This window comes from Rhodococcus cercidiphylli, assembly GCF_033042225.1.
Taxonomy (GTDB): domain Bacteria; phylum Actinomycetota; class Actinomycetes; order Mycobacteriales; family Mycobacteriaceae; genus Rhodococcoides.
The window spans coordinates 41,196-67,498 of sequence record NZ_JAWLKE010000013.1; the positions used below are offsets into that span (position 1 = coordinate 41,196).

Annotated in this window: 26 protein-coding genes; 12 read left to right on the top strand and 14 right to left on the bottom strand. The window is 65.3% G+C overall.

Annotation, left to right across the window (positions count from 1 at the left end; all coding sequences use genetic code 11):
* Positions 1-6 precede the first annotated feature (6 nt).
* Both R3P95_RS24785 and R3P95_RS24790 read right to left on the bottom strand, forming a co-directional pair.
* Positions 7-684, bottom strand: coding sequence for a DUF4956 domain-containing protein (locus tag R3P95_RS24785; RefSeq protein WP_037190487.1), 678 nt, complete (start codon positions 682-684; stop codon positions 7-9).
* Positions 685-985: 301 nt separating this feature from the next.
* Positions 986-1,579 carry a TetR/AcrR family transcriptional regulator gene (locus R3P95_RS24790; protein ID WP_317549791.1) on the bottom strand — a complete coding sequence of 198 codons (594 nt, stop codon included), beginning with the start codon at positions 1,577-1,579 and terminating at the stop codon, positions 986-988.
* A gap of 157 nt (positions 1,580-1,736) precedes the next feature.
* Here R3P95_RS24790 and R3P95_RS24795 point away from each other — a divergent pair, with 157 nt between their 5' ends.
* Genes R3P95_RS24795 through R3P95_RS24805 form a run of 3 tightly spaced genes read left to right on the top strand, consistent with a single transcriptional unit; the run spans position 1,737 to position 5,679 of the window.
* Positions 1,737-4,007, top strand: a complete 2,271-nt coding sequence (locus tag R3P95_RS24795; RefSeq protein ID WP_317549792.1) for a putative bifunctional diguanylate cyclase/phosphodiesterase — start codon at positions 1,737-1,739, stop codon at positions 4,005-4,007.
* Entirely contained in the window at positions 4,004-4,639 is a 636-nt protein-coding gene (gene bluB / locus R3P95_RS24800) for a 5,6-dimethylbenzimidazole synthase (protein WP_269596728.1), read from the top strand. Before R3P95_RS24795 ends, bluB begins: the two co-directional genes overlap by 4 nt.
* Positions 4,636-5,679, top strand: coding sequence for an NHL repeat-containing protein (locus R3P95_RS24805; RefSeq protein ID WP_317549793.1), 1,044 nt, complete (start codon positions 4,636-4,638; stop codon positions 5,677-5,679). Before bluB ends, R3P95_RS24805 begins: the two co-directional genes overlap by 4 nt.
* A gap of 4 nt (positions 5,680-5,683) precedes the next feature.
* Here R3P95_RS24805 and R3P95_RS24810 read toward each other — a convergent pair whose 3' ends face one another.
* The 7 genes from R3P95_RS24810 to R3P95_RS24840 form a co-directional block, all read right to left on the bottom strand.
* Entirely contained in the window at positions 5,684-6,196 is a 513-nt protein-coding gene (locus tag R3P95_RS24810) for a DUF427 domain-containing protein (RefSeq protein WP_068053796.1), read from the bottom strand.
* Between the two features lie 22 nt (positions 6,197-6,218).
* On the bottom strand, positions 6,219-6,932 hold the full coding sequence (locus R3P95_RS24815; RefSeq protein ID WP_317549794.1) for a DUF2637 domain-containing protein: 714 nt from the start codon (positions 6,930-6,932) through the stop codon (positions 6,219-6,221).
* A gap of 52 nt (positions 6,933-6,984) precedes the next feature.
* Positions 6,985-7,581 carry a TetR/AcrR family transcriptional regulator gene (locus tag R3P95_RS24820; protein ID WP_317549795.1) on the bottom strand — a complete coding sequence of 199 codons (597 nt, stop codon included), beginning with the start codon at positions 7,579-7,581 and terminating at the stop codon, positions 6,985-6,987.
* A gap of 47 nt (positions 7,582-7,628) precedes the next feature.
* Positions 7,629-8,426 carry an ABC transporter permease subunit gene (locus R3P95_RS24825; protein ID WP_269596723.1) on the bottom strand — a complete coding sequence of 266 codons (798 nt, stop codon included), beginning with the start codon at positions 8,424-8,426 and terminating at the stop codon, positions 7,629-7,631.
* Positions 8,423-9,388 (bottom strand): ABC transporter ATP-binding protein, encoded by a 966-nt coding sequence (locus tag R3P95_RS24830; protein WP_317549796.1) that lies wholly within the window; start codon positions 9,386-9,388, stop codon positions 8,423-8,425. Before R3P95_RS24830 ends, R3P95_RS24825 begins: the two co-directional genes overlap by 4 nt.
* A 441-nt stretch (positions 9,389-9,829) precedes the next feature.
* Positions 9,830-10,132: a WhiB family transcriptional regulator gene (locus R3P95_RS24835; RefSeq protein ID WP_008713079.1), complete on the bottom strand. Its 303-nt coding sequence runs from the start codon at positions 10,130-10,132 to the stop codon at positions 9,830-9,832.
* A gap of 244 nt (positions 10,133-10,376) precedes the next feature.
* Positions 10,377-10,937 carry a gluconokinase gene (locus tag R3P95_RS24840; RefSeq protein WP_317549797.1) on the bottom strand — a complete coding sequence of 187 codons (561 nt, stop codon included), beginning with the start codon at positions 10,935-10,937 and terminating at the stop codon, positions 10,377-10,379.
* A gap of 80 nt (positions 10,938-11,017) precedes the next feature.
* Here R3P95_RS24840 and R3P95_RS24845 point away from each other — a divergent pair, with 80 nt between their 5' ends.
* Both R3P95_RS24845 and otsB read left to right on the top strand, forming a co-directional pair.
* Positions 11,018-11,761 carry a FadR/GntR family transcriptional regulator gene (locus R3P95_RS24845; protein ID WP_037190693.1) on the top strand — a complete coding sequence of 248 codons (744 nt, stop codon included), beginning with the start codon at positions 11,018-11,020 and terminating at the stop codon, positions 11,759-11,761.
* 59 nt (positions 11,762-11,820) lie between these two features.
* Entirely contained in the window at positions 11,821-14,364 is a 2,544-nt protein-coding gene (otsB, locus tag R3P95_RS24850) for a trehalose-phosphatase (protein ID WP_317549798.1), read from the top strand.
* Between the two features lie 189 nt (positions 14,365-14,553).
* Here otsB and R3P95_RS24855 read toward each other — a convergent pair whose 3' ends face one another.
* The gene (locus R3P95_RS24855) at positions 14,554-15,660 is read right to left on the bottom strand and encodes a LacI family DNA-binding transcriptional regulator (RefSeq protein WP_068053785.1); all 1,107 of its coding nucleotides are present in this window, start codon (positions 15,658-15,660) and stop codon (positions 14,554-14,556) included.
* Between the two features lie 142 nt (positions 15,661-15,802).
* On the opposite strand from R3P95_RS24855, the gene R3P95_RS24860 reads away from it, so the two are divergent.
* Genes R3P95_RS24860 through R3P95_RS24885 form a run of 6 tightly spaced genes read left to right on the top strand, consistent with a single transcriptional unit; the run spans position 15,803 to position 20,778 of the window.
* Positions 15,803-16,816 (top strand): metal ABC transporter solute-binding protein, Zn/Mn family, encoded by a 1,014-nt coding sequence (locus R3P95_RS24860; RefSeq protein WP_068053783.1) that lies wholly within the window; start codon positions 15,803-15,805, stop codon positions 16,814-16,816.
* Positions 16,817-16,847: 31 nt separating this feature from the next.
* Positions 16,848-17,681 (top strand): metal ABC transporter ATP-binding protein, encoded by an 834-nt coding sequence (locus R3P95_RS24865; RefSeq protein WP_094640928.1) that lies wholly within the window; start codon positions 16,848-16,850, stop codon positions 17,679-17,681.
* Positions 17,678-18,556 carry a metal ABC transporter permease gene (locus R3P95_RS24870; protein ID WP_068053774.1) on the top strand — a complete coding sequence of 293 codons (879 nt, stop codon included), beginning with the start codon at positions 17,678-17,680 and terminating at the stop codon, positions 18,554-18,556. The genes R3P95_RS24865 and R3P95_RS24870 overlap by 4 nt, the downstream gene beginning before the upstream one ends.
* A gap of 10 nt (positions 18,557-18,566) precedes the next feature.
* Entirely contained in the window at positions 18,567-19,325 is a 759-nt protein-coding gene (locus R3P95_RS24875; RefSeq protein ID WP_317549799.1) for a LamB/YcsF family protein, read from the top strand.
* Positions 19,325-19,927, top strand: a complete 603-nt coding sequence (pxpB, locus tag R3P95_RS24880) for a 5-oxoprolinase subunit PxpB (protein ID WP_317549800.1) — start codon at positions 19,325-19,327, stop codon at positions 19,925-19,927. Before R3P95_RS24875 ends, pxpB begins: the two co-directional genes overlap by 1 nt.
* Positions 19,924-20,778, top strand: a complete 855-nt coding sequence (locus tag R3P95_RS24885) for a 5-oxoprolinase subunit C family protein (RefSeq protein WP_317549801.1) — start codon at positions 19,924-19,926, stop codon at positions 20,776-20,778. The genes pxpB and R3P95_RS24885 overlap by 4 nt, the downstream gene beginning before the upstream one ends.
* Here R3P95_RS24885 and R3P95_RS24890 read toward each other — a convergent pair.
* Both R3P95_RS24890 and shiA read right to left on the bottom strand, forming a co-directional pair.
* On the bottom strand, positions 20,768-21,604 hold the full coding sequence (locus R3P95_RS24890) for a shikimate dehydrogenase family protein (RefSeq protein ID WP_317549802.1): 837 nt from the start codon (positions 21,602-21,604) through the stop codon (positions 20,768-20,770). The two genes, R3P95_RS24885 and R3P95_RS24890, sit on opposite strands and share 11 nt — an antisense overlap.
* On the bottom strand, positions 21,601-22,968 hold the full coding sequence (gene shiA / locus R3P95_RS24895) for a shikimate transporter (protein ID WP_068053766.1): 1,368 nt from the start codon (positions 22,966-22,968) through the stop codon (positions 21,601-21,603). Before shiA ends, R3P95_RS24890 begins: the two co-directional genes overlap by 4 nt.
* Before the next feature lie 144 nt (positions 22,969-23,112).
* On the opposite strand from shiA, the gene R3P95_RS24900 reads away from it, so the two are divergent.
* Positions 23,113-23,886 (top strand): IclR family transcriptional regulator domain-containing protein, encoded by a 774-nt coding sequence (locus R3P95_RS24900; RefSeq protein WP_300518764.1) that lies wholly within the window; start codon positions 23,113-23,115, stop codon positions 23,884-23,886.
* Here the strand turns inward: R3P95_RS24900 and rlmB are convergent.
* Positions 23,883-24,872, bottom strand: a complete 990-nt coding sequence (gene rlmB / locus R3P95_RS24905; RefSeq protein WP_317549803.1) for a 23S rRNA (guanosine(2251)-2'-O)-methyltransferase RlmB — start codon at positions 24,870-24,872, stop codon at positions 23,883-23,885. The two genes, R3P95_RS24900 and rlmB, sit on opposite strands and share 4 nt — an antisense overlap.
* On the bottom strand, positions 24,872-26,287 hold the full coding sequence (gene cysS, locus R3P95_RS24910; protein ID WP_317549804.1) for a cysteine--tRNA ligase: 1,416 nt from the start codon (positions 26,285-26,287) through the stop codon (positions 24,872-24,874). Before cysS ends, rlmB begins: the two co-directional genes overlap by 1 nt.
* Positions 26,288-26,303 lie beyond the last annotated feature (16 nt).

The window sequence follows — 26,303 nt, forward strand, 5'->3', positions numbered from 1 at the left end:
TCACGATCAGATGTCCGTCTGGTCGTATCCGGTGAGTACCGAGACCCGTTGCCCAGTGTTGACCTCACTGAGAGCAGCGATCAACTCGCCGGGTTTCTTGCCGGATCTGAGTTGGGCCGTGAAGTAGAGCTCGGTCAATGCACCCGATCGCACCGATTCGGTACTGACCAGCTCGAACTCCTTGCAGTACTTGATCAGTACGTCTTCGACGAGATCGGTGTAGTCGGCGTCGGGCGGCACCTGCACCTTGACGACCTGGCGCTGGACATCGAGTTTGAACCAGTTGAACTTGCTCATCACCACCATCACCAGGCAGATCGCAAACGTGGCCGCAATCGCCAGTACGTAGAACCGAGTTCCCGTGGCCATGCCGATCGCCATCACGAGGAAGATGAACCCGACGTCGCGAGTTTCCTTGATGGCGTTGCGGAATCGGACGACGGACAGCGCGCCGACGAGCGCGAAAGCCCGTGCCACGTTCGATCCGACGACCAGCATGATCAAGCTGATGACCATGCCCACCGTGACGAGGGTCTGTACGTAGGACTGGCTGTACGAGACGTTCTTGTGGGTGAGTCGGTAGACCCAGCCGATGATCGCCGACAGGACGAACGACAGTGTCAGAGACACCACGATGTCGAACGTCGAGAACGTTCCGCTCAGGTCTTGAATGTTGAAATTCATTGCATTCCGATCGAGTCGATTCGAATTCCGCACCGGTCACCGGGAGCACGTGACCCGCGCGCCGACATCCGCAACCGATGCTGTTTACCGTTTGTTCGGATGCCGTTAACCCTAGAGACAGCTGCGACGGAAATTCCACCTCAGAAGCTGGCAGTTTCCTGCCAATTCAGCCGTTCATTTGCTGGCAGCGATCGAATTTCGAACGCACACGACCCGGCGTCCCACTCGGACGTCGGTCGGTTCGACTCTTCGGTTGTGTTGTGCATCAATCGATTACGCGTAAGCGCACGTGTACGTACCGTCAATCCATCGTCGAGCGAAGTGACGGCAGAATTACTTCGTCGATTATTCGCGTTCGGTATTCCGAATCCAAAGGCTCGGCGTCCGTCAACGGACCCGTCATGATTGCGCTGAACACCATGTATTGCAGAAAGTCTGCCGATCTCGGCCTGCTCGACAATTCCCCCCGCTGGACCGCACGAACGACGACGGATTCCAGGAACCGAGCCTCGGGTTCGAGAAACGTTCTTCGCACCGCTGCCGCCAACTGTTCGTCGACCATCACCGCATGGTGAATCGCCGCGGCAAAACGTCGATCGTGCTCTGCCCCCTCGGAGATCCGGCGCATCAGCTCCACCAGATCGCCGCGAAGAGTCCCGGTATCGATTCCGGCGAACGGCGCCGGCCCGACCGATTCGATGGCGGCGACCACCATCTCCCCTTTGCTCGACCACCGCCGGTACAGGGTGGCTTTGCTGCACCGCGCTCGCTCGGCGACAAGATCCATCGACAGCGAGTCGTAACCGACGTCGCCGAGACACATCAGTGCAGCGTCGAGAAATTCTTCCTCGCGCTCCGCACTGATCCTCGATCGACGTGGAGCGTCGCCGTTCATGCGTGCCACCTTATCGAATCGAAACAGTTTCGTACCGCTTCTCGACTGTAGCGGTGACGCATAATTCTGTCACCGGACGAGCAGTGCGGGTGACCGACGTCACGGTCGTGTGCCATTGTTGAAGCCGTCGGATCGGCGTGAACGGCTGGAGAAAATCGTGACGGCCTGGTGGCGGTGGTACGCAGCGCTCGGCGCAGTCGGCTGCGCCGCTTACTTCGTTGTCCCGACCACCGTCTGGGGCCAGTCGGTCTTCGTCCTCGTCGGAGCCTCCGCCGTTGCCGCCACCGTCGTCGGCACCAGGATGCACCGGCCCCGCAACCGTACGGCCTGGCTGGCCATCGCCATGGGCACCGCCCTGTGGGTGATCGGCGACATCGCCTACGAGTGGATCCACATCACCCAGGGCAGTGTCCCCTACCCGTCGCCGGCGGACGCGATCTATCTCGTCGGCTATCCGGTCTACGGTTTCGGCCTGTTCCTTCTCGCTCGCCACAAGTGGCGACCCAGCGAACGCGGCCACGTGGCCAACAGCGCCATCATCATGGTCGCGTTCGGACTGCTCACCTGGGTGTTCGCCGTGCAGCCGTCGCTCGGCGGAGGCGGCATCTCCGGAACCGCAGGCCTGGTCGACGTCGCGTACCCCGCGATGGACATCTTTCTGCTGGGACTGCTGGCCCACTTCGTCGGCTCACGGCAGTGGCGGACTCTGTCTTATCGGCTCCTCACCGTCGCCGTAGCGCTGCTCGTGGTCACCGACACCGTGAACAACTTCGCGATCGTCTCCGATTCCTCGTCCGACAGGTCTGTGTTCGACGTCGGATGGATCATGTCCTACGTCCTCATCGGGGTCGCCGCCCTTCACCCGTCCATGCGGCGCATCACCAACCCGAACATCGAATCCGACGCCCACCTGATGGCGTCGTTCACCACTCCCACGGTCGTCGTGCTGACCGCGGCCACCCTGACTGCGCCGATCGTGATGTTCATCGAGGTCGTTCGCGACGAGCCGATCGCCCAGTGGGGATGGGCGGTGCTGCTCTGCGCTCTCGCTCTGGTGGTCCTGGTGATGCTCCGCATCACCGATCTGCTGCGGTTGTTGCACACTCAGACCGTCCAGCTCCGTGCCGTCGCCGATACCGATCACCTCACCGGACTGGCCAACCTACGCGCCCTCGAGCATCGACTCTGGGGCAATGCGGGTGAGTCGACCTTGCTCACCGTCGACATCGACCGATTCAAGGAGATCAACGACACCTTCGGACGCGGCCTCGGCGACCAGGTCCTCGTGGTGGTCGCCGAGCGACTGCGAGGCGTCGCCGACGACTCGATTCTGTTGGCGCGCTTGGCCGGTGACGAGTTCGCCCTGTGTGGAGCATCGGAGTCGATGGACCCGGCCGCGTTGGCGCACCGGATTCAGCTCCTGTTCGCCACTCCTTTCGAGGTGGGGAACATGACCCTGCTGATCGAAGCGAGCGTCGGAGTCGCGTCGAATTCTCCCGGCGACGGTGAGGACGAAACGACACCCGATCGCCTCGTACAGCGCGCCGACCTCGCCGTCCAGGCCGCGAAAGCCGCCCAGTCTCGCGTCGCGTACTACGACCGGTCGATGGACCGGGACAAGAGCGAGCAGCTCATCATGCTCGGCGAACTCACCACGGCACTGGAGACGGATCAACTGCAACTGCACTATCAGCCGCAGATCGACCTCACGACGATGACCGTCGTCGGCGTGGAAGCACTGCTGCGGTGGCATCATCCGAACGGCACCGTCCTGTCCCCCAGCACATTCCTGCCCACCGCCGAACGCACCGGACTGATCCGGCCGTTGACGAGCTACGTCCTCACCCAGGCCCTCGCCCAACGAAGGCAGTGGATGACCGATGGGCTCGAGCTGAGCATCGCCGTCAACATCTCGACCCGAAACCTGTTCGACGACAACCTCATCGAGCAAGTGTGTGCTGCGCTGAAGGAATTCGATTGTCCACCTCGCCGATTGACCGTCGAGGTGACCGAGACCTCGGCGATGACCGACCCGATCGGCGCGACCGAGACGTTGTCGATACTGCATGCGATGGGCGTGCAGGTCGCCATCGACGATTACGGAACCGGTTACAGCTCGCTCGCCTACATCGAGCGATTGCCGGTTCAGGAACTGAAAATCGATCGCACGTTCATCGGCGGCATGGCACACAACCCGGCGCATGCCGCCATCGTGCGATCGACCGTCGAGCTCGCCCGTACGCTGGGATTGTCGGTGACGGCAGAGGGAGTGGAGGACGAGGTGACGATGACGGCGTTGCGCGAACTACGGTGCGGACGAGCGCAGGGTTACCACCTCGGCCGTCCCACCTCGGCAGACCGACTCCCCGCCCTCGTCGCCGAACTGAACGCGCATCTGAATACTGCTACAGGAGAACGGATATCATGACCGAAGCAGCCCTGTCGGTGTATGCCGCGATTCGATCTCGCCGCGACGTCCGCGCCGAGTTCGACGGAACCGTCGTCGACGACGACGTTCTGCGACGAATCCTCGGAGCGGCGCATCAAGCCCCGAGCGTGGGCAACACCCAGCCCTGGGACTTCGTGGTCGTCCGCAAGCCCGATACTTTGAGCGCATTCGCGACCCACGTGGCCGGCTGCCGACAGGATTTCGCGGACAAGCTCGACGCCGAACGACGAAAGACGTTCGACCCCATCAGAATCGAGGGAATCGAGACCAGTGGAACCGGGGTGGTGGTCACCTACGATCCCGACCGTGGAGGTCGGCACGTCCTCGGCCGCGACACCGTCGACGACACCGGACTGTTCTCCGCCGTCCTCGCCATCGAAAACCTCTGGCTCGCAGCGATAGCCGAGAACGTCGGCGTCGGCTGGGTCTCGTTCTACGACGAGGCATACCTCACCGAACTGCTCGACATCCCCGCACCGGTCCGCCCGATCGCCTGGCTCTGTGTGGGTCCGGTCCAATCGTTTCAGGAGGTACCCGATTTGGAACGCTTCGGTTGGCGTAGCCGCCGTCCACTGGACGACGCCCTGCACTTCGAGCAGTACCGCCGATGAGGGCGCGCCTGGTCGCGGCGGCCACTCTCTGCCTGCTCGTCGCCGGCTGCTCTGCGGCCGAATCCCCGACCGAACCGTCCACTCCGGCAACCACTCCGGCGGCCGAGCCCGCACAGGCCCCGGATGCGGCCGACCCGATCGGTACCGTCGTTCCTCTTGCGGGTGCTCCCGAAGGTGTCGTGGTGGGATCGTCCGGGATCGCTGCTGCCGGAGTGCGGGAGCCCGACGGCGTGGTGCTGTTCGACGCGGCCACCGGTGCCGTGCGCCAGATGGTCTCGACGACGGGTGCGCCGCGACATCTCTCACTGGCCGGTCCCGACGGCCCGGTGTTGGTTCCGCTCGAGGGCAGTGACGAACTGCTCGAGATCTCACTCGCCGACGGCGCGATTCTGTCGACCGCCACCGGCGTCGGCCGTCAACCACACGATGCGGTGCAGACCTCCGACGGCACCGTCGTGGCCACCAACGAGATGGGTGGCGGAGTGATCTTCCTGCGCGACGGGGCGATCGTGTCGGAACTACCGCCGGGCCCTGTCCAGCCCGGTGGCGCTGCCGCTCTCGGTCCGTTCGCGGCCGTCGCGGATGTGCAGGGCAACGGTGTGTGGGTCTACGACGGCGCGACGCAGCAGGAGGTGTCGCAGGCTCCGATCGGCGTCAAGCTCACCCATGCGGTGACGGTGAATCAGACGGTGGCCGGGTTCGCCGACACCGACGGCGGTACGGTCCTGCTCGCATCGGTCGACGACGCCGGCGGCATTCGTCAGATCGCATCGATCGACGCACCGGGTAACCCGTACGGGCTCGCCGTGGATCTCGAACGTCGGTTGCTGTTCGTGACACTGACAGCATCGAACGTACTGCGGGTGGTCGATGTATCCGATCCCGCAGCTCCGCGAATCCTGGGCGATGTTCCGACGGTGACGCAGGCCAACTCGGTCGCGGTCGATCCGCGGAACGGAGACGTGCTGGTGACCGGTAGCGACCCCGGCGCGGCGAGTTCGATTCAGATCATCCCCCGCGCCGAGTTGCCGGTCGGTTAGGGCGTCACCACCCGTAGGAGCCCGGGATTCCCTTGAACGGACCGACGACGTCGTCGGTGATCCAGCCCTCGTAGAACCCGCCTTCCTGGGGTCGGACCGCTTCGCCGTCGATCTCGCACTCGAGGCGGCTGGGTGAGAACGCCAGGTAACCCGCGATCTCGGCGAACCGAGGGGTGGGGTTCTCGTAGCTCCACCCGGCGGCCTCTGCGACAGCGTCTCCGCCGTGGACGTCCCAGTAGGTCGCTGCGCCTTTCCACTCGCAGTGCGTCGAGCGGGCCGCCGAGGGGGTCAGCGCGCCGGGAACGACGTCTGCAGGCGAGATGTACCAGGTGGGCGGATGGCTCGTCTCGAGTACGCGGTAGGCGGCGGTGGTGCGGGCGATCACCTCGCCGCCGAGCCGGACGACGAGGGAACGGTTCGAGGCTTCGAGCTTGGGCGGACGGGGGTAATCCCAGACGGACTCCTGGCCCGGCTTCGGCTTCTCGGGAACGACGGATCTCGGCAGATGTGTACTCATCCTTCGATGGTGCCACCGGCTGTCACGGGGCGTCGACGGGATAGAGATCGTCCACACGTTCCTCGTCGAGAATCCAGCGATCGACGTCGTCGAGAGGCTCGACCGTGCGCACCGAGGTGACCGGGGATTCAGGCGGGCGGTGTTCGGTGCGGACCGGCTCGGTGAGGACGGGCTCGGTGCGGACCGGCTCGGTGCGCTCGATCGGCGCGGGTGCCGGTATATCCGGGGTGGTGAGTTCGGCTGCAGGTGTCACGGGTTCTGTTCTCGGGACCGCGATCGCCACCTCTTCGGGAGCGGCTTCTTCGGCGACGGTCTTCGGCAGTTCCGCCGGTACCCGGACGAGGATGCCGAGTCCGTGGGTCGCGGCCAACAGACTCACCGGGGCGACGGTTGCAATTGCCGCCGACAGGGCCGGATGCAGTGTGCCGGCGTCGGAGATGAAGGCGTGCATGGCATTTGCGCCGATACTCACCAGAGCTGCCGTGATCAACACACCCCAGAAGAAGCGTCGACCACTGCGTTGATCTTCGATTTGGGCCAGCGCAATCACGGAGATCGTGGCCTGCAGGATGGTGCCGTCGACGATCACCGGCCACAGCCAGGACAGCGAGCGTGGAACGCCTGCCATCGTGGCCAGATCCCACAGTGCAGCGAAACTGAGCACGAAGGACGCAATGCCGATGACGGTGGTGATGACGACCGCACTGACGAGCGTCGCACGCAGGACCTTGTTCATGGATCGTCATGAAACACGAACCCACCGACAAGTTCGGTGTGGTCGAAGCCGGCTAGCGAGCTTCCGACACGAGACCGTGCACGACGAATTCGGCGAAGCCCCGAATGTCGCTGTCGTCGAGCCCGTCGGTACCGGCGAGGGGGCTGGTCTGAACGCCCAGGAAAGACGACAGAATCATCACTGATGTCCGGGTCGGATCCAGTGTCTCCGGCAGGTTTCCGAGACTGCTCTCTGCTGCGATGTAATCCGAGAGAAGAAGTGGTGGACCGCCCGCCTCGCGCACCTTTTCCTCGAGCTGGTCGGCCGTGAGATTCGGCCGGGCAACCGGTAGCGCGTCGTTCATCGGGAGAACTGCCTCTCGAAGTCGAGAGAGTTGGGTGAACGTCTCCTCGAGCAGGTCCACGATGGGTGCCGTCCCGGCGCGCCCAGGTAGTTGCGCCATCCATTCGGTGACCTCACGCTGACCTGCGAGTACTGCCGCTGCGAACAGTGCTTGCTTGTCGGGAAAGTGTCGATAGATGGTGCCTTCGGACACTCCTGCGCGCTCGGCTATTGCTCTGGTGGTGGCCCGGTGATAGCCGACCTCGGCCACCAGCTCGGTCGTGGCATGAATCAACGCGTCCTGGGTGCGCTTGGATCGCTCTTGCATGCCCTCATTCTCCGGTGTTCGATTCCGCGGACTCTCGTCGACGGTGTTCAGTCGGTGATGTCGCGGCGTCGGAACACCGTGAACGACGCCGACAGCGCCACGATTACGTACGCCGCGCCGACGATGGACGCCACCGCCAGTGTCATTGCGGCGTTTCCGCCCTGTGCGAGAGCGGTGAGGACCGACCCGGGAAGCCAGTCCGCCGCGTCACCGGCGACCGCAGCGATGATGGCCTCGACCAACAGGACGTAACCGACTCCTACTCCGATCGCGATTCCGGCGGAGCGAGTGAAAGTTGCCAGTGCCAGACCGAGGGTTCCCCACACGAGCAGAGAGAGATACAGGTGCAGGTACGCGGTGAGCACCACGCCGACTGTGCCATCGCTCCATGCGTCGGGCGCGTACCCTCCGGCCTGCGCGGCTATCGGTGCGACCACAACGTTGACGACGGTTGCAGCTGCACTGACGGCAGCCGTGGCGGCGGCGAGGGCGATCCACTTGCCGAGGAGCAGTCGCCATCGGCGTGGTTCTGCGGCGACGAGGATGCGGACCAGTCCCGTGCTGTAGTCGCCTGCGGTCGCCAGTGCCCAGAACGCGAGAGTGACCACCCCGAAGAACGACGCTGCGGCACCGAGTCCGGCGATGATCCCGTCCGCGGACAACAGCGTCTGCGCGGTGGGGAACGCCACGCCGGGACCGTCCGTCATCGAGGTGCCGTCCTGCGGGACGACGTTGAACATGACGAAGTTGATCAACACAGCGAACACGGCTGTCAGTCCGAGCCACCCGAGGACGATGCCACGCCGACCGATGCGTACCGATTCACTGCGCACGACGCCGATCATCGTCGCGCTCCAGCCGTGTCGCGTCCGCTCAGGGCAGCGTCGCGGTCTCGAGCCAGTTCTCCGTCGTCCGAACCGGTCATGGCCAGAAACACCGCTTCCAGGCTGTCTCTGTGCACGGAGAGCGTTCGCAGTGTCACTCCGGCTTCGGCGGCAACGCGGTTGATCCTCGCCGCATCCGCGGCTCCGGCCGAAACACTCAACGTTTCAGCGGATTTCGGGGACACTGTCCATCCGTTTCGGGTCAGTGCATCACGCAGTCTCGAGGTGTCGATGTCATGTTCGGCTGCAATGTCGACTGTGGTGTCGGCGCGTTCCATCAGCTCCGAGATGGGCCCGGAGAACATCAGGACGCCGAAGCGGATCACCACGACATACGAGCAGATGGACTCGATTTCCGTCATCAGATGCGAGGACACCACGACGGTGCGGCCCTGCGTTCCCAGTCTCTGCAGCAGTGCTCGGATCTCGACGATTCCGGCTGGGTCGAGCCCGTTGGTCGGCTCGTCGAGAATGAGCAGGGTCGGGTCGGGCAGAAGTGCCGCCGCGATGCCCAGGCGCTGCTTCATGCCGAGTGAAAATCGCTTGACGGGTTCGGACCCTCGCCCTGCCAGGCCGACGATGTCGAGCACATCGTTGACCCGCGATCGCGGGATTCCTCGCAGTGCAGCAATGGAACCGAGATTGGCTCGGGCCGACAGTGCAGGAACGAAAGCGGGTGCTTCGATCAGCGCACCGACCTTCCCGGCGTATCGACTGGGACGCTCGATGCTCTCGCCCAGTACGGACGCCGAGCCGCCGGTCGGAGCGATCAGTCCGAGCAGCATGCGAATGAGGGTGGATTTTCCGGAACCGTTGGGGCCGACCAGTCCGACCACCCCACCGGCAGGCAGTTGCAGATTCAGGTCATCGACTGCGGTGAGGGAGCCGAACTCCCGTCTGAGCGTTTCCGTGCTGACGATCATGATTCCTCCAAATGTAAGTGAGCGCCCACTTACATTTACACACCGGGCTCGATCCCGCAAGGAAAAAGCGAGTGCCGAACGACCATGCCCGCGCATCCACGTTCTGCGAATGCTTCCGAAACCGCGAGAAAGGATCACCGACCGTCGTCTTGCCATACGACCGGCGGACATGGACCGAGATCGAGGCGACCGGCGACTTTGATTGCGCCGCAACACATTCAGCAGAACATCGGGATCGGTCACGAAACGCACGTGGCACTTCAGCGGAAGTGGCCGACACGAGATGCGACATCAGCCGAGCCTCCGGGGCCGACGTCGCCACCGGAAATGAAGTCCACGGCAGGCGAGCGTCGAGGGCGCAGTACCGACACGGAGGATCTAGCGTCCGACGATGAACGATTCTTCCCGGGCGCATGCGAGCGCACCGAGGCCGCTCAGGGATCAAGCGGTACGAACGGCTCCGCGGTAGAAGTCGGCGCGATCGTGTGCGGACATTCCGCCCCATACGCCGTAGGGCTCATTCGCCTCGAGGGCGTGCTGGCGGCACTGTTCGAGTACCGGGCAGCGGCCGCAGACCTGCTTGGCGGATTTCTCACGCGAGGTGCGAGCGCGGCCTCGTTCACCTTCGGGATGGAAGAACACGGACGAGTCCAATCCGCGACACAGACCGTCGAGTTGCCAGTCCCAGACGTCAGCATTGGGAACGGGAAGTTGGACCGGCCTGGCGGGTGCGCCTCGCACCATGAGCTGTCTCCTCACTGAAAAAGTGAACAAGCTCACTATCTCGCATTCGTCATACTTTTACAAGTCCTTTCGGTCATTCGTAGTACTTAAAAGCAAGCGCGCTTGCTTGAAATGTGCACGTTCAGGACAGCCGTGAGCAGATCTGCGCCCCGTTTGCGGCCCCAGGCCCGGATGAATGTCGCATTGCCGCAGTCAGACCGACTGGAAATCACATTGATCCCCCGTGGCAGATACGAAACGGCGATCAGTGACTCTCCGACATGCCCGCACGCTTTTCGAGCTCGACGAGAATGCGCTCGGCGATCTTGGTCGGCGGCGGTCCGATGTCGACGACGATCGCGTTCTCGTCGTCACCGAGTGGCTCGAGCGTCGAGATCTGCGTATCGAGCAGCGAGGACGGCATGAAGTGATCCATCCGAGCGTTGAGGCGTCCGCTGATTCGGTCCTTGGTGCCGGCCAGATGCACGAAGATCACCTCGGCCCCGTCCCTCGATGCGGCGCTCAGCACGTCTCGGTACGACCGCTTGAGGGCCGAGCACGTCACGATTCCCGACCGACCCGTGGAGGTGTGCTCGGTGATCCACTCCGCGATCACGTCGAGCCATGGCCACCTGTCCTCGTCGGTCAGTGGCTGACCCGACGCCATCTTCTCCACGTTGGCGTCCGGGTGCAGGTCGTCGCCTTCTTGCAGGTCCCATTTCAAGGCTCCGGCGAGGATGCCCGCCACTGTGGATTTACCCGAACCGGACACTCCCATCACCACGAGAACCGGATGATGTGCTCTGCCTGTCGTCTGTGCTGCCATCCCTCGATACTGCTCCATCTCGCTCGGGTGGACCGGACAGACGCGAGAAACCGGGCAAGGCGTGGGACGATCGGTCGGACATGAGCGAGACCAGCGACTTCCGCCAGCTGCACGATTCGGTGCTCGACGAGCTCGGTCGCGACATCGTCAGCGGCGCGATCCCGAGCGGGACCCGAATCTCGGCCGACGACGTCGCCGTGCGGTTCACCGTGTCACGGACCGTCGTCCGGGAAGTGGTCCGCGTCCTGGAATCGCTGGGGTTGCTCACCGTGCGTCGACGCGTGGGGATCACCGTGCAGGGCTCGCAGAACTGGAACTCCCTGGACCCGGTGGTCATCCGCTGGCAACTGGCCGGGCCGGCCCGCGCCGAGCAGTTGCTGCTGCTCAGCGAATTACGTTCGGGGATCGAGCCTTTGGCAGCCAAGCTCGCCGCGCATCGAGCAACGCCCGAGCAATGCGGCGCGCTGACGGCCGCCGTCATCGGAATGTCGTCGACGTCCCGGGCCGCCGACTCCGACGCCTACCTCGAACACGACAGCAATTTCCATCGCACGTTGCTCGCGGCGTCGGGCAACCCGATGTTGCGCTCGATGTCCGACATCGTGGTGGAGGTGCTCGCCGGCCGCACCCGCCATGCCCTGATGTCGCGGCAGGCCGACCCGGAGGCGATCCGACTGCACGGCGTGGTCGCGTCGTCGATCCAATCCGGCGACGCCGACGGCGCGCAGCGAGCCATGTTGGCCATCGTCACCAAGTCCGCCGCCTCGATGTCGGCGGCCTCCGGAGTGACTCCGTCACCCGGTCTGGTCCCCGACCAGCAGTGATACATCCCGCGCACAAAGCCAGGTACGCCGAGGCGGGGTTCATCGCCTAGATTCGACGGGTGACTGCTCTCGAATTGCCGCTCGAACTTCGCCGCGCGCTCGTTGGAGTAGCTCGGACTCCGCGTCTACTCGTCGCGTCCGATTACGACGGCACCATGGCGCCGATCGTCTCCGACCCGCAGAAGGCCTTCCCGCACCCCGAGTCGGTCAGCGCCATGCGCGGGCTCGCCTCCCTCGCCGGCACCAACGCTGCCGTCATCTCCGGGCGTGCCCTCCGCGATCTCGCGATCCTCTCCCGCCTGCCGTCCGAGGTGCAGCTGGTGGGCAGCCACGGCAGTGAGTTCGACGCCGGATTCATCAACGCCATCGACGACAACGCCAAGAAGCTCCTCACCGTCATCACCGGCGAACTGCAGGCCATCGCCGACGCCCATCCCGGCGTCAGCATCGAGACCAAGCCGGCCAGCGTCGCGCTGCACGTCCGCAACGCCGAGACCGCCGCCGGTGACGAAGCGCTCGCAGCAGTGCGATCCGGCGCGGCCGCACGGGACGGCGTTCAGGTCACCGAGGGCAAGTCCGTCATCGAACTGGCAGTCATCGTCACCGACAAGGGCGTCGCCCTCGACATTCTTCGGCACCAGGAAGCCGCCACTGCCGCAGTATTTTTCGGCGACGACGTCACCGACGAGAAGGCCTTCGGACACCTGCACGGGCCGGACATCGGCGTCAAGATCGGACCGGGAGACACCCTCGCGGAGTTCCGCATCGACAGCACCGAGCACGTCGCGCTCGCCCTGGCATTCCTACTCGAAGAGCGACGGCAGTGGCTTTCGGGAGCCGACGCCCCGCGCATCGAACGACTGACGATGTTGGCCAGCCCCAATGCCGTTGCCCTGCTGACCCCCGACGCCGACGTCACCTGGCTGTGTCACCCCGAACCCGATTCCGCAGCCGTGTTCGCACACCTGCTCGGCGGCGATCAGGCCGGCCACTTCAGCGTCGGACCCACCCGCGCATCGCTTCCGTTGAGTCAGCAGTACGTGGACGGCACGATGACGGTGCAGACCAAGTGGGCCAGCCTGCAGGTCACCGATTATCTGCCGCACGACATCGGCCAGGGCCAGACCGCGCTGACCCGCGTCATCACCGGCAAGGCCACCGCCGTCGTGACGTTCGCGCCGCGTCCGGAGTTCGGAAAGGCCTGGGCCTCACTCGAACCCGATGTCGACGGCCTGCGCATTCTCGGTACGGCAGATCCGATGGTGCTGCGTAGTCCCGGCGTTGCCTGGAACATCGTCTCCGACGGTTCGCAGCAGGCCGCGCACGCCGAGGTCGATCCCTCGAACGGTCCGATCGTTCTCGAATTGCGCCTCGGCACAGACGATCTGAGCGAGCACCCGTGGGACGAGGTGGATCGTCGCCGCGCGTCGGAGGCGTACTGGAAGGACTGGGCCGACGGCCTGGACCTGCCGCCGCTCAAGCGCGATCTGATGAAGCGATCGGCACTGACCCTCCGAGGCCTCGTCCACGCCGAGTCCGGCTCGATCATGGCCGCAGCCACCACCTCGCTACCCGAAGACATCGGCGGAGTGCGCAACTGGGACTACCGATACTGCTGGCTGCGCGACGCCGCACTCACCGCAGCCGCGCTGGTCGACGTAGGGTCGACGGCCGAGGCCGAGAACTACCTCTCCTGGATTCACGGGGTACTCGAGTCGGTCTCCGGCCCCGAGCGCTTGCACCCGCTCTACACCATCTGGGGTCTCGGGCTACCGCCAGAGGCTGTCATCGACGAGCTGCCCGGCTATGCCGGCTCGCGTCCGGTGCGCGTGGGAAATGCTGCGAATCAACAGGTTCAGCTCGACGTCTTCGGCCCGATCGTCGAACTGGTCTCCGCCCTCGCCCATGCACGCAAGGCCAAGGGTTCCGAGAACGGCCTGTCCGACGACGATTGGGAACTCGTCCGCGCCATGGTCGAGGCCGTCGAGCGTCGCTGGTTCGAGCCCGACCACGGCATCTGGGAGATTCGAGACAACCCCCGGCACCACGTCTACTCCAAGGTGATGGGTTGGATCACCGTCGATCGCGCCATCGGTCTGGCCGAAACCTTCGGTCGTACAACAGAACCCGGTTGGGCATCGTTGCGCGATACCATCCGCGAGGAAGTACTCGCCAACGGCTGGAACGAGGAAGTGCAGTCCTTCACCGCCGCGTACGACGGCACCGACCTCGACGCCGCGACGCTGTTCATCGGATTGTCCGGACTGATCGACCCGGCCGACCCCCGCTTCGCGGCCACCGTCACTGCCACCGAAGCCGAACTGCGCAGCGGCTCGACCGTCTACCGCTACCGCCACGACGACGGCCTGCCCGGCGGCGAGGGCGGCTTCCACCTCTGCGCCGCCTGGCTCGTGGAGGCCTACCTACTGGTGGGACAACGCGCCGAGGCCGAAGCACTGTTCGCCCAGCTCGTCAGCGCCGCAGGCCCCACCGGACTGCTCAGTGAGGAATACGACCCCATCGCCGAACGATCACTCGGCAACCATCCCCAGGCCTACAGTCACCTGGGTCTACTGCGTTGCGCGAGATTGCTCAGCGCCTAGGGCTCACCCCAGCTGCGTCAATGGACCACTGCATACGTCTGACCGGTGCAGTGGTTCATTCACCCACTGGGGTCCGCTGCGTGGATGGCACCCTGCATACGTCTGAGCCGTGCAATGGTCCATTGACGCGAACTGGGGCACGCGAACGGGGAGCGGGCGGGCGGCGGGGGCGAACGGGCGAGGGGCAGCTCAGGCGATAGCGGGCGGCTGTTTCGGCGGCGGTCCTGCGGTTCGTCCGCGGAAGAGTTCGGTCGGCAGAGTTTCGGCGGCGACGATGCCCGAGTGCGAGGACGAGAGCACCAGTTTTCCTGCTCGACGGCCTTTTTCCTCGGCGTCCTGGCGCACGGTGGTGAGGTTTTCGCGGATGGCGTCGGAGATGCCGTCGAATCCGGTGACCGAGAGTTGGCTCGGCACATCGATTCCGGAGACTCGGGCGAAGTTGAGTGCACCGAGGGCGATGACGTCGGTGGTGCACAGCAACGCCGTGGTTTCGCGGTTGGCCTGCAGTGCTTGGGCGGCGGCGGAGTGGCCTGAGCGAACGGTGTGGTCGAAGCGTTCGACCACGGTGAGGGTGTCGGGGTCGAGTCCGGCGTCGATCATGGCGGCCTGAACTCCGGCGATACGTTCGCGTTGGACGTGGAAGTGACTGTCCGCCAACCGCCCCGGGGGTACGACGCCATCGCGGCGGTCGCGTCCGAGCCGCATGCACAGTACCGCGAGGTGTTCGTGACCGAGCGCGATCAGATGTGCAGCAAGCATTTTCATCGCGCCGCGGTCGTCGATGGCGACGAGGGCGGCTTCGGGGATGTTGCGGGGCTGGTCGCACACGACGATCGGGAGGTGGCGTTCGCGCACTGCAGCGAGGTAGGGGTCGTCGTCGGCGACGGAGTAGACGACGAATCCGTCGACTCCGGCTTGTTGGACGACAGCGGCTGCTTGCACGTCGTCGCGTTCGGCTCCGGCGGGGATCAGCAGCAGGCCCTGTCCGGCGGCTTCGCAGGATTCGGCGAGTCCGGCGAGGAAGCTCATCGCGGCTGGGTCGCGGAAGGAGTAACTGAGCGCTTCGGTGAGGAGCAGCCCGATGGCACCTGCTTTACGGGTGCGCAACGATCGGGCGACCGGGTCGGGACCGGCGTAGCCGCGGCGTTTCGCGGCCTGGAGCACGCGTTCGCGAAGCTCCGGGGAGAGCTGATCGGGTCGGTTGTAGGCGTTCGAGACAGTGGTGCGAGAAACCTTGAGCTCGGCAGCGATCGACGCCAACGTCGCCTGACGTCGCGGTTCGCTTGACCTGGCCATAACCGGGACGTTAGTCCCACAACGCGGCGCAGAGAAACTCGAGGTCGCGTTCATCCGATTCGATCCGCCACCCCACTGCGCGCTAGAGTACAACGGTAACGGTTTCCATTAGCGTCAAGTTCCGCTCATCAGGAGTACATCGATGTCGTCCAACCATCGCGCGTCCCGGACCAAGCTCACGGCCGTACTGGGCCTGACCTGCGCCGCAGCGCTCACGCTCAGCGCGTGCAGCTCCACCGAATCCGCGAGCACCGAATCCGCACCGGCCACCGCCGTCGACGGACCGATCACGATCGTTGCATCCACGAACGTGTGGGGAAGCGTCGCCGAGGCAGTCGCAGGCGACCTGGCGACAGTGACATCGATCATCTCCGATCCCTCTGCCGACCCGCACTCCTACGAGGCCAGCCCGGCCGATGCCGCCGCCGTCGCCGAGGCGTCGCTGGTGGTCTACAACGGTGGCGGCTACGACGAGTTCATCGAGGACATCCTCGCCTCCGAGGGCCAGAACGTACCGTCCGTCGACGCGTTCACGCTGCTCGACGACAGCCATGATCACTCCTCCGACGAGCCCACCTCGGAAGCAGCAGCCGAACCGGCGAGCGAGGACGGCCATTCACACGGTGAGGTCAACGAGCACGTCTGGTACAACGCCGAGGTCGCTGCGCACACCGCCGAGGAAATCGCCGAGAAGCTCGGTCAGCTCGACCCCGACAACGCCGCGCAGTACACCGCCAACGCCGAGACCTTCCACGAGCAGGTGCACGCCATCACCGACGTGACGGCGCAGATCGCCGCCGATTTCCCGAACGCACCGGTGGCGCAGACCGAGCCGATCGCGCATTACCTCATCGAGGAATCCGATCTCGACGATCGCACTCCCGAGGACTTCAAGGATTCCATCGAGGAGGGCAACGATCCCTCGCCCGCTTCCATCGCTGCGACGCGAGATCTGTTCACGTCGAACTCGGTTCGCGCGTTGATCTACAACATCCAGACCGAGGATGCGGTCACCCAGGACATCCGTTCCACCAGCGAGGCGGCCGGCATCCCCGTCGTCGAGGTCACCGAAACGCTGCCTGCCGGCATGACGTACCTCGAATGGCAGACCAAGGCTGCAACGGATCTGCAGGCCGCGCTCACCACCGCCTCCTGACCCGAACCGGCGTGATGGAAAGCTGTAGTACATGCCTGCTGTAGAACTGCGCGATGCCGGACTGGCGTTCGGCGAGCGCACGCTGTGGCAGAACCTGGACCTGACGGTCGAGAAGGGCGAGTTCGTCGCCGTTCTCGGCCCCAACGGCTCGGGTAAGACCTCTCTGCTCAAGGTGTTGCTCGGCCAGAATCACCTCACGTCCGGCACGGCCGCGATCGACGGCAATCCCGTCCGTCGCGGCCAGTCGGGCGTCGGTTACATCCCCCAGCAGCGCAACATCGACGACGATCTGCCGCTGCGCGGACGCGACCTCGTGGGCCTCGGCTGGGACGGCCATCGGTGGGGCATGGGCCTGCGCGGCATACGAAGGCGCAAGGAGACGGTGCAGCGAGCGATCGATCAGGTCGACGCCAATTCGTTCGCGGGTGCGCCGGTCGGCTCCATGTCCGGCGGTGAGCAGCAGCGACTGCGCATCGCCCAGGCACTCGTCGGCGATCCGTCGGTACTGCTGTGCGACGAGCCCCTGCTCAGCCTCGATCTCGCCAACCAATCCCTGGTCTCGAGCCTCATCGATCGCCGACGGCGGGAGCACGAGACCGCCGTGTTGTTCGTGACGCACGAGATCAACCCGATCCTCCCCCTCGTCGACCGCATCGTCTACATCGTCGACGGCCGGTTCCGCATCGGAACTCCCGAGGACGTCATGACCACCGAGGTCCTCTCGGAGCTCTACGGCACCGAGGTCGAGGTCCTGAAGGTCCGCGGCCGGCTCATCGTCGTCGGAACCGGCGATTCCATCGATGCGCTCGGCTCGGCCGGCGCACACCACCCACCCGTGCCGCACGACAGAGAAGACAAGGCATGAACGAGAAGGTTCTCGACGCATTCTCGAAGATGCTCGACTTCGACACCACCGCCAACCTGCTGACATACGACTTCGTCCAGCAGGCACTCATCGCCGCCGCCATTCTCGGGCTGCTCGCCGGTGCCCTCGGCCCGTTGATCGTCAGCCGCCAGTGGGCGTTCGCCGTGCACGGATCCAGTGAACTCTCGCTCACCGGTGCGTCCGCTGCTCTGCTCGTCGGAATCACGGTGGGCCTCGGTGCCATCGTCGGATCCGTTGTCGCAGCGGTGATGTTCGCGCTGCTCGGCAGCAAGGCCCGCGACCGAGACTCGGTCATCGGCGTCATCATGTCTTTCGGCCTCGGCCTGTCGGTGCTGTTCATCTGGCTCTACCCCGGCCGAACCGGAACCAGCTTCTCGCTGCTCATCGGCCAGATCGTCGGCGTCGGACAGAGCGGTATCCAGCTGCTGCTGGTCTGCGCGGTGTTGGTACTGATCGTGCTGACCGTCGTCTACCGGCCGCTGCTGTTCGCCAGCACAGACCCCGAGGTGGCGCTGGCCCGCGGCGTTCCCGTTCGTGCCCTCTCGGTCGTGTTCGCCGTACTCGTCGGCGTCGCTTGTGCACTGGGCGTCCAGATCGTCGGCGCACTGCTGGTGCTCTCGCTGCTCATCACCCCGGCTGCCGCTGCCGCGCGAGTGACGGCCAGCCCGCTCAAGGCGACTCTGCTGTCCATTCTGTTCGCCGAGGTCGCCGCCGTCGGAGGCATCCTGCTCTCCCTCGCCCCGGGCCTGCCGGTGTCGACGTTCGTCACCACCATCTCCTTCGTCATCTATCTCGTCTGCCGCGCGATCGGCGGAACCCGCAAGGCCAATTCCGGACGGCTCGTCGCCGCCTAGGATGTCGAGGGTGACGTCCATCGATCTCAACGCCGATCTCGGCGAAAGCTACGGTGCATGGACTCTCGGCGACGACGACGCGATGCTCGCCCTGGTGTCGAGCGCCAACGTTGCGTGCGGCTTCCATGCCGGTGATCCCACCACTCTGCTGAGTACGTGCCGTTCGGCCTCGAACGCAGCCGTGCGGATCGGAGCGCAGGTGGGGTACCACGACCTCGCCGGGTTCGGCCGACGCTTCCTCGACGTCTCCCCCGCCGACCTCACCGCGGACGTGATCTATCAGATGGGTGCACTCGACGGCCTCGCCCAGGTCGCCGGATCGGCTATCGCCTACGTCAAACCACATGGGGCGCTGTACAACGCGATCGTGCACCATCACGGCCAGGCCAAGGCCGTCGTCGACGCCGTCCTCGCCTACGACCGCACGCTGCCGGTACTGGGGCTCCCCGGTTCGATCTTCCTCGAAGAAGCCGAGCGAGCCGGACTGCGCACCGTCGCAGAGGCTTTCGCAGACCGCGCCTACACCCCGCAGGGAACGTTGGTGTCCCGCTCGGAACCCGGCGCGGTACTGTCCGATCCCGACGCCGTCGCCCAGCGCGTGTTGACCATGATCACCGACGGCACCGTGCTGGCGGCGGACGGCTCGAGAATCGACGTTCGGGCCGAATCGATCTGCCTGCACGGCGACTCCCCCGACGCGGTCGCGATGGCCACTGCCGTCTCGGAGTTGCTCCGCGCCAACGACATCGATATCACCGCTTTCGTCTGATGCGCATCCTCTCTGCCGGCGAGGGTGCAGCACTCGTCGAATTCGACGGACTGAACGAGACGATGGCGTATTACCGGGCGCTCACGCTGGACCCACCCGCCGGCGTCGTCGATCTGGTTCCCGCTGCTCGGACCGTGCTGGTGATGTTCGACGGGCCGAAGCAACCGATACTGGACTGGATCGCGGCAGTGACACCCGCCGCGACGCCCGATGGAGATCACTCGGGGACCGTCACGATCCCGGTGGTCTACGACGGCGAGGATATCGACGACGTCGCCCGTCTGACCGGGCTGTCCACCACGGACGTCGTTGCGGCACATATCGATCAGACGTGGACCGTTGCGTTCGGTGGTTTCGCACCCGGCTTCGGCTATCTCGTCGGCACCGACGCGCGGCTACACGTCCCGCGCCGCTCGTCGCCGCGCACCAGCGTCCCAGCCGGTTCGGTGGGCCTGGCAGGCGAATTCTCGGGCATCTATCCGCGCTCCTCGCCGGGCGGTTGGCAGCTGATCGGCCGCACCGACACACCACTCTGGAACCTCGACCGCGACCCACCGGCGCTGCTCCGGCCCGGCACCACCGTCCGGTTCGAGCAGGCATGAGAGCCCTCACCGTTCTGCAGACGGGACCGCTGTGCACCGTGCAGGATCGCGGCCGCCCGGGGCATGCGTCGATCGGGGTCGGTCGCTCGGGGGCGGCAGACCTGCTCTCGCACGATGCAGCGAACAGACTGGTGGGCAACACTTCCGATGCCGCGACGCTGGAGGTGACCTTCGGTGGCCTTAAGGTCCGCGCCGAGTTCGACGCGATCGTGGCCGTCACCGGGGCGCAGGTGACCTGCCGCGTGGACGGCACAGAGCAGGGCCTGTTCTCGACCATCACATTCCGTGCCGGGCAGGTACTCGAACTGTCTGCGCCCACAAGCGGTCTGCGCAGCTACCTGGCCGTGCGGGGCGGAATCGACGTTCCTACCGTCCTCGGCAGTCGGTCGACGGACACGATGTCCGGTCTCGGCCCGGCTGTGGTCTCCCCCGGTACCGCCCTGCCCGTCGGGAACGACAAAGCCGACTGGCCTGCAGCAGAGTTCGTTCCACCGCCCGCACAACCCGGCGCACTGCGCATCACCTTCGGTCCACGTGCAGACTGGTTCACCGAGCGCTCCCGATCGATTCTGCTCGAGCAGTCATGGACCGTCACGCAGGATTCCGATCGCGTCGGGATCAGGCTGGACGGTGCCGAACCCTTGCGCCGCACGAGAGACGACGAATTGGCCAGTGAGGGAATGGTTCTGGGTGCACTTCAGGTTCCGCCGTCCGGGCAGCCGGTGCTGTTTCTCGCCGACCACCCCGTCACGGGCGGTTATCCGGTGATCGCGGTTGTCACTGCGGCAGACGTCTCCGCAGCCGCGCAGCTGACGCCAGGAACACAGATACACTTCCGCGCTATCGGTTGATCCCGGCTGCAGCGGGGCAGATCTCACGAATGCTGCGACGCAGTGCATCCGACATCCGATCCGGCAGGCCGAGCGGGCGAACCATGGCGTCGGCCTGGTGGAACAGGTGAGTCCATCCGTCGATCAGTTCGATTCCTCGGTCCGCCGCGTAGGACTCGGCGGCATTGCGCGTGTCGGCATAGACGAAGTCGTACACCGTCGCCGTTGGCCCGAGTTCACCTGCACCCCAGGCGAGTTGATCTTCCGAGCCGTCGCGGCCGATCGGCGTCGCGTTGATCACCAGGTCGTAGCACTCCAGATCCACTGCTCGATCCGACCAGTCGACGACCGAGGCGGAACCGTCGTACCCGTCGAGTTCGCCCACGAGGCTTTCCGCCGCACGACTGTCGACATCCGAGACCACCAGCCTCTCGATGTGGCCCCGCAGCGCGAACGCGGCCGCATGGGCGGCGCCACCTGCCCCGAGCAGGAGCGTCGAGCCGAAGGTACGTCCCGAGGTCGCCGCCCGTACCGCCGCGATGTCGGTGTTCATGGCGAACAGTGCACCCGATCGCAGGAACAACAGATTCGCCACCCCCGACACCACCACATCGGGATCCGCCTCGTCGGCAACCGTTGCAGCCCAATGCTTCCAGGGCATGGTCACGTTCGCAGCATCGGTACGGCCGCCCCGCAGGGCATCCTCGACATCGGGTAGGTCGGCAACATCGGCGACCTCCCAGGCGTCGTAGCGGGATGGCACGTCGGCGATCTCGAACGCACGCGTCCACAGCGCGGGTGACATCGCTGTGGACGCGTGCGAGCCGACCAGGGTCAGCGAGCTCATACCGACTTCGAGACACGCTCTGCAACAACGGCTTCTGCTGCAGGGGCGGCCTGATCGGAGATGGAGGTGACATCCGAGGAGCCCATGTTCTTCATCAGCGCTGCGACCACGGCCGAGATGATGCAACCCAGGGCCAGGTACGCCGCGACGTAGTGCCAGGAGCCGTCGTTCCAGCTGACCAGAGCGGCTGCGATGAAGGGGGTGAAGCCACCGGCGATCGCGCTGGCGACCTGGTAGCCGACACCTGCTCCGCTGTAGCGCAGTTCGGGGCCGAACATTTCGGTGAACAGCGGCTGCTGCACCGAGACCACCATGTCGTGCGAGACATTGACCAGGATGACGGCGAGGATCACGATGGCGACGACCGAGGCTGCCTGCAGGGAGAGGAAGAACGGTACGGCCGCCAGTGCGCCGACGACTGCACCGGTGACGAAGATCGGCTTGCGGCCGAAGCGGTCGGCGATGGCCGCGTAGGTCGGGATGCTCAGGATGCCGATGGCACCGACCAGCAGCGCGACGTTGAGCATGAACTGTCGCTCGTAGCCGAGTTCGTTGACGGTGTAGCTCAGGGCGAACGTGGTGACGATGTACATGGTGAACAACTCGGCCATGCGCAGCGCGATGATCTTGAGGAAGGAACCGGGGTGCTCGGTGATCGCCTGGATGACCGGCAGCTTCTTCTTCTCGCCGCTCTCCTCGACTGCCTGCTCGAACACGGGCGATTCTTCGACACCGGATCGGATCCACAGGCCGAACAGTACGAGCACGGCGCTGGCCAAGAACGGTACGCGCCAGCCCCAGCTGGTGAATGCGTCGTCGCTGAGCAGGTTGCTCATGATGGTGACCGCGCCGGTCGCGAGGATGAGACCGACGGAGTAGCCGACCTGGACGCCGCTGCTGTAGAACGCCTTCTTCTTCGCCGGCGCACTTTCGACGGCCATCAGCGATGCGCCACCCCATTCGCCACCGACCGCAAAGCCCTGGATCGCACGCAGCAGCACGAGCAGTAGCGGCGCGAACCAACCGATCGACTCGAAGTTGGGAACCAGGCCGATCAACGCGGTTGCGACGCCCATCAGCAGCATCGTCCAGATCAGCATGCGCTTGCGCCCGAGGCGGTCACCGAAGTGGCCGAAGAAGATCCCGCCGAGAGGACGGAAGAGGAAGCCGACGCCGAAGGTGGCGAACGCGGCCATCACGCCGACCGCGGGCGAGACGCTCGGAAAGAACTGGGAGTTGAACACCAGCGCGGCGATGATGCCGTACAGCAGGAAGTCGTACCACTCGACCACGGCACCGACGAAGCTGCCGATGGCAGCCTTCCGTGCTCTGGATCCGTCCGCGACTGCGACGTCAACGTTCACTTGTCGGCCCTTCGATTTTGTGCGGATAGCGCACAGTTGTTTGTTATTCGCACAACTGTAACCAGATGTGACATCTGTGGTCAAGACCACAAGCACCGAGCGATGTGATGCGGCGCGAACAGAGCAATGAGGCAGACTCGAACCATGACGGCCGAGATCGCTCCCGACGACCAACGCCCCGCCTGGTTCGTGCAGTCACTCGAACGCGGCCTGAGCGTGCTGCAGTGCTTCGACGACGCGCACCCGGCCCGCACCCTCACCGAGGTCGCCGAGGCTGTCGGAGTCACCCGAGCGACCGCCCGTCGACTGTTGCTGACGTTGGCAGAACTGGGATTCGTCCGCCAGGACGGCCGTCAGTTCACCCTCACCCCGCGGGTGATGAATCTGGGCTTCTCGTTCCTGTCCGGCATGGACCTACCCCGTCTGGCGGAACCCCACATCGAGGCGCTCGCACGACAATTGGGCGAAACGACCTCGGTGGCCATCCTCGACGGATTCGACATCGTCTATGTCGCGCGTGTTCCGTCCTCGCGCATGTTGCGGGTCGTCATCACGCTGGGCACTCGATTCCCCGCGCACGCGACGTCATCGGGTCGAGTGCTGCTCGCGGCCCTCCCCGAGAGCGACCTCGAACGCTATTTCGCCGACGCCCCCATCGAAGCCCTGACCCCGCGAACGCTCGTGGATCGAGATGCACTGCGCGCCGAGATCACTCGGGTACGCAACGCCGGCTGGTCCGAGGTGGTCGACGAACTGGACGTCGGAATGCGTGCTGCCGCAGTGCCGTTGCGCAACAGCAACGGCACCGTCGTGGCAGCACTGAACACATCACTGCACGCAAAGAACTACAGCGCCACCGACATGGTCGATATCGTCGTTCCCGCGATGCACGAGACCGCAGGCCGCATCAGAACCTAGGTCAATCCCCGGCGTTGCCGGGCGATGTCGGCCAATACGACGCCCGCCGCGACGGATGCGTTGAGCGATTCCACCGGTCCGGCCATCGGGATCGACAGGATGTGGTCGCAGGTTTCGCTGACCAGACGCGAGAGACCCTTGCCCTCGGATCCGACGACGATGACCACTGGGCCCTTGCCGTCGAAGGTGTCGAGTTCGGTGTCGCCGCCTGCGTCGAGGCCGACGACGGTCACGCCCTTGGACTGCCAATCCTTCAGTGTGCGAGTCAGATTGACTGCGCGTGCAATCGGCAGGCGAGCTGCCGCGCCGGCACTGGTTCGCCATGCCACTGCGGACACGCTCGCGCTGCGTCGCTGCGGGATCACGACGCCGTGGCCGCCGAACGCCGCCACCGATCGCACGACGGCACCGAGGTTGCGCGGGTCGGTGATGTTGTCGAGCGCGACGAGCAGCGCGGGTTCCTGGTGCGTGCGCGCGTTCGAGATCAGATCGTCGGGGTGCGCGTAGCGATACGGCGGCACCTGCAGAGCCAGGCCCTGGTGCAATCCGTTGGCGCTGAGCTTGTCCAGATCGGAGCGGGGAACTTCGAGGATGGAGATCCGCGCGTCGCCTGCACGCTGCACGGCTTCCTTGAGTCGATCGTCGCTGTCGGTACCGACGGCAACCCACAGGGCCGTCGCGGGGACGCCCGCACGCAGGCACTCGACGACCGGGTTGCGACCGAGCACCACCTCGGGACCGTCCTCGGCCTTGCGTCCTGCCGGTCGTCCACCCGCGCGGCCACCGGTGCTGCCGCCGCGGTTCTGGGAAGACTTCTCGGCGAGCTTGGCCCGACGCGCGGCAGGGTGCTTGGTGCGCTCGGAGGCGGGAGGCGTCGCGCCGCGGCCTTCGAGACCCTTCCGACGCTTGCCGCCCGATCCGGCGACCTGCCCCTTCTTGGTGCCGTCCTTGCGGATCGCGCCGCGCCTACTCGAATTGCCTGCCATCACAAACCTGCTTCGTCGGTCTTGCTCGTACCCAGCGACCATTCGGGCCCGTTGGGTGTATCTGTCACGTCTACTCCGGCCTTGGCCAGTCTCGTCCGTATCTCGTCTGCGGCGGCCCAGTCCTTGGTCGCCTTCGCCGTTGCCCGACGCTCCAGCTCGGCCTCGACGAGGACGCCGAGGGCACCGAGAGCTGCAGCGTCGGAACCACTGTCGCTGACCCAGTGCGGATCGAGTGGGTCCACGCCGAGGATGTCGAGCATCGCCCGGACGCTGCCTGCGTACTCCACCGCGGCCGGTAGGTCTCCGGATTCGAGTGCGGTGTTGCCGAGAGTGACGGTCGCGTGAATCTCGGCCAAAGCCTTGGGAACTCCGAGGTCGTCGTCGAGAGCTTCGGCAAATCCGGCGGTCCACTTACCCAGCGGCACCTCGCCGGCACGTTCGACGGCTCGTCGAACGAACCCTTCGATTCCCCGGTAGGTCACGGCCGCGGTGTCGAGTGCGGTGTCGGAATACTCCAGCATCGAGCGATAGTGCGCTCCACCGAGATAGAACCGAAGTTCTTGCGGCCGAACCTTTTTGAGCACATTGGGTACCGAGAGCACGTTGCCGAGAGACTTCGACATCTTCTCGCCGCCCATCGTCACCCAGCCGTTGTGCAGCCAGTACCGAGAGAAGCCGTCACCGGCCGCCATGGACTGGGCCCGCTCGTTCTCGTGGTGCGGGAACACCAGATCCAGTCCACCGCAGTGGATGTCGAAATCCGAACCGAGGTAGTTCTCCGCCATCGCGGAGCATTCGAGGTGCCAGCCGGGCCGACCGGGGCCCCACGGCGTCGGCCACGACGGCTCGCCCGGTTTCGCGCCCTTCCAGAGCGTGAAATCGCGAGGGTCGCGTTTGCCCTCAGCGACGCTCTCGCCCTGGTGCACGTCGTCGAGCTTGTGGCCGGACAGCGCGCCGTAGCTCGGGAAGCTCTGCACGTCGAAGTAGACGTCACCGCACTCGTCGGCGTAGGCATGGCCGCGTTCGATCAGTCGCTCGATCATCTGGACCATCTGGGTGATGTGCCCGGTGGCGCGTGGCTCGGCCGACGGCGGAAGCACTCCGAGTCGGTCGTACGCCCAGGTGAAGGACCGCTCGTACGTGGCAGCCCATTCCCACCACGGCCGGCCTGCGTCGCGTGCCTTGTTGAGGATCTTGTCGTCGATGTCGGTGACGTTGCGGACGAAGGCGACGTCGTAGTCGTGCGCCAACAGCCAGCGGCGCAGTACGTCGAACGCGACACCGCTGCGCACGTGACCGATGTGCGGTTCGCCCTGCACCGTCGCCCCACACAGGTACACCGATGCATGGCCAGGGACCAAGGGGGTGAATTCCCGCAGGGCCCTCGTCTCGGTGTCGTGTAGGTGAAGGGTCACGACCAGCAATGCTACC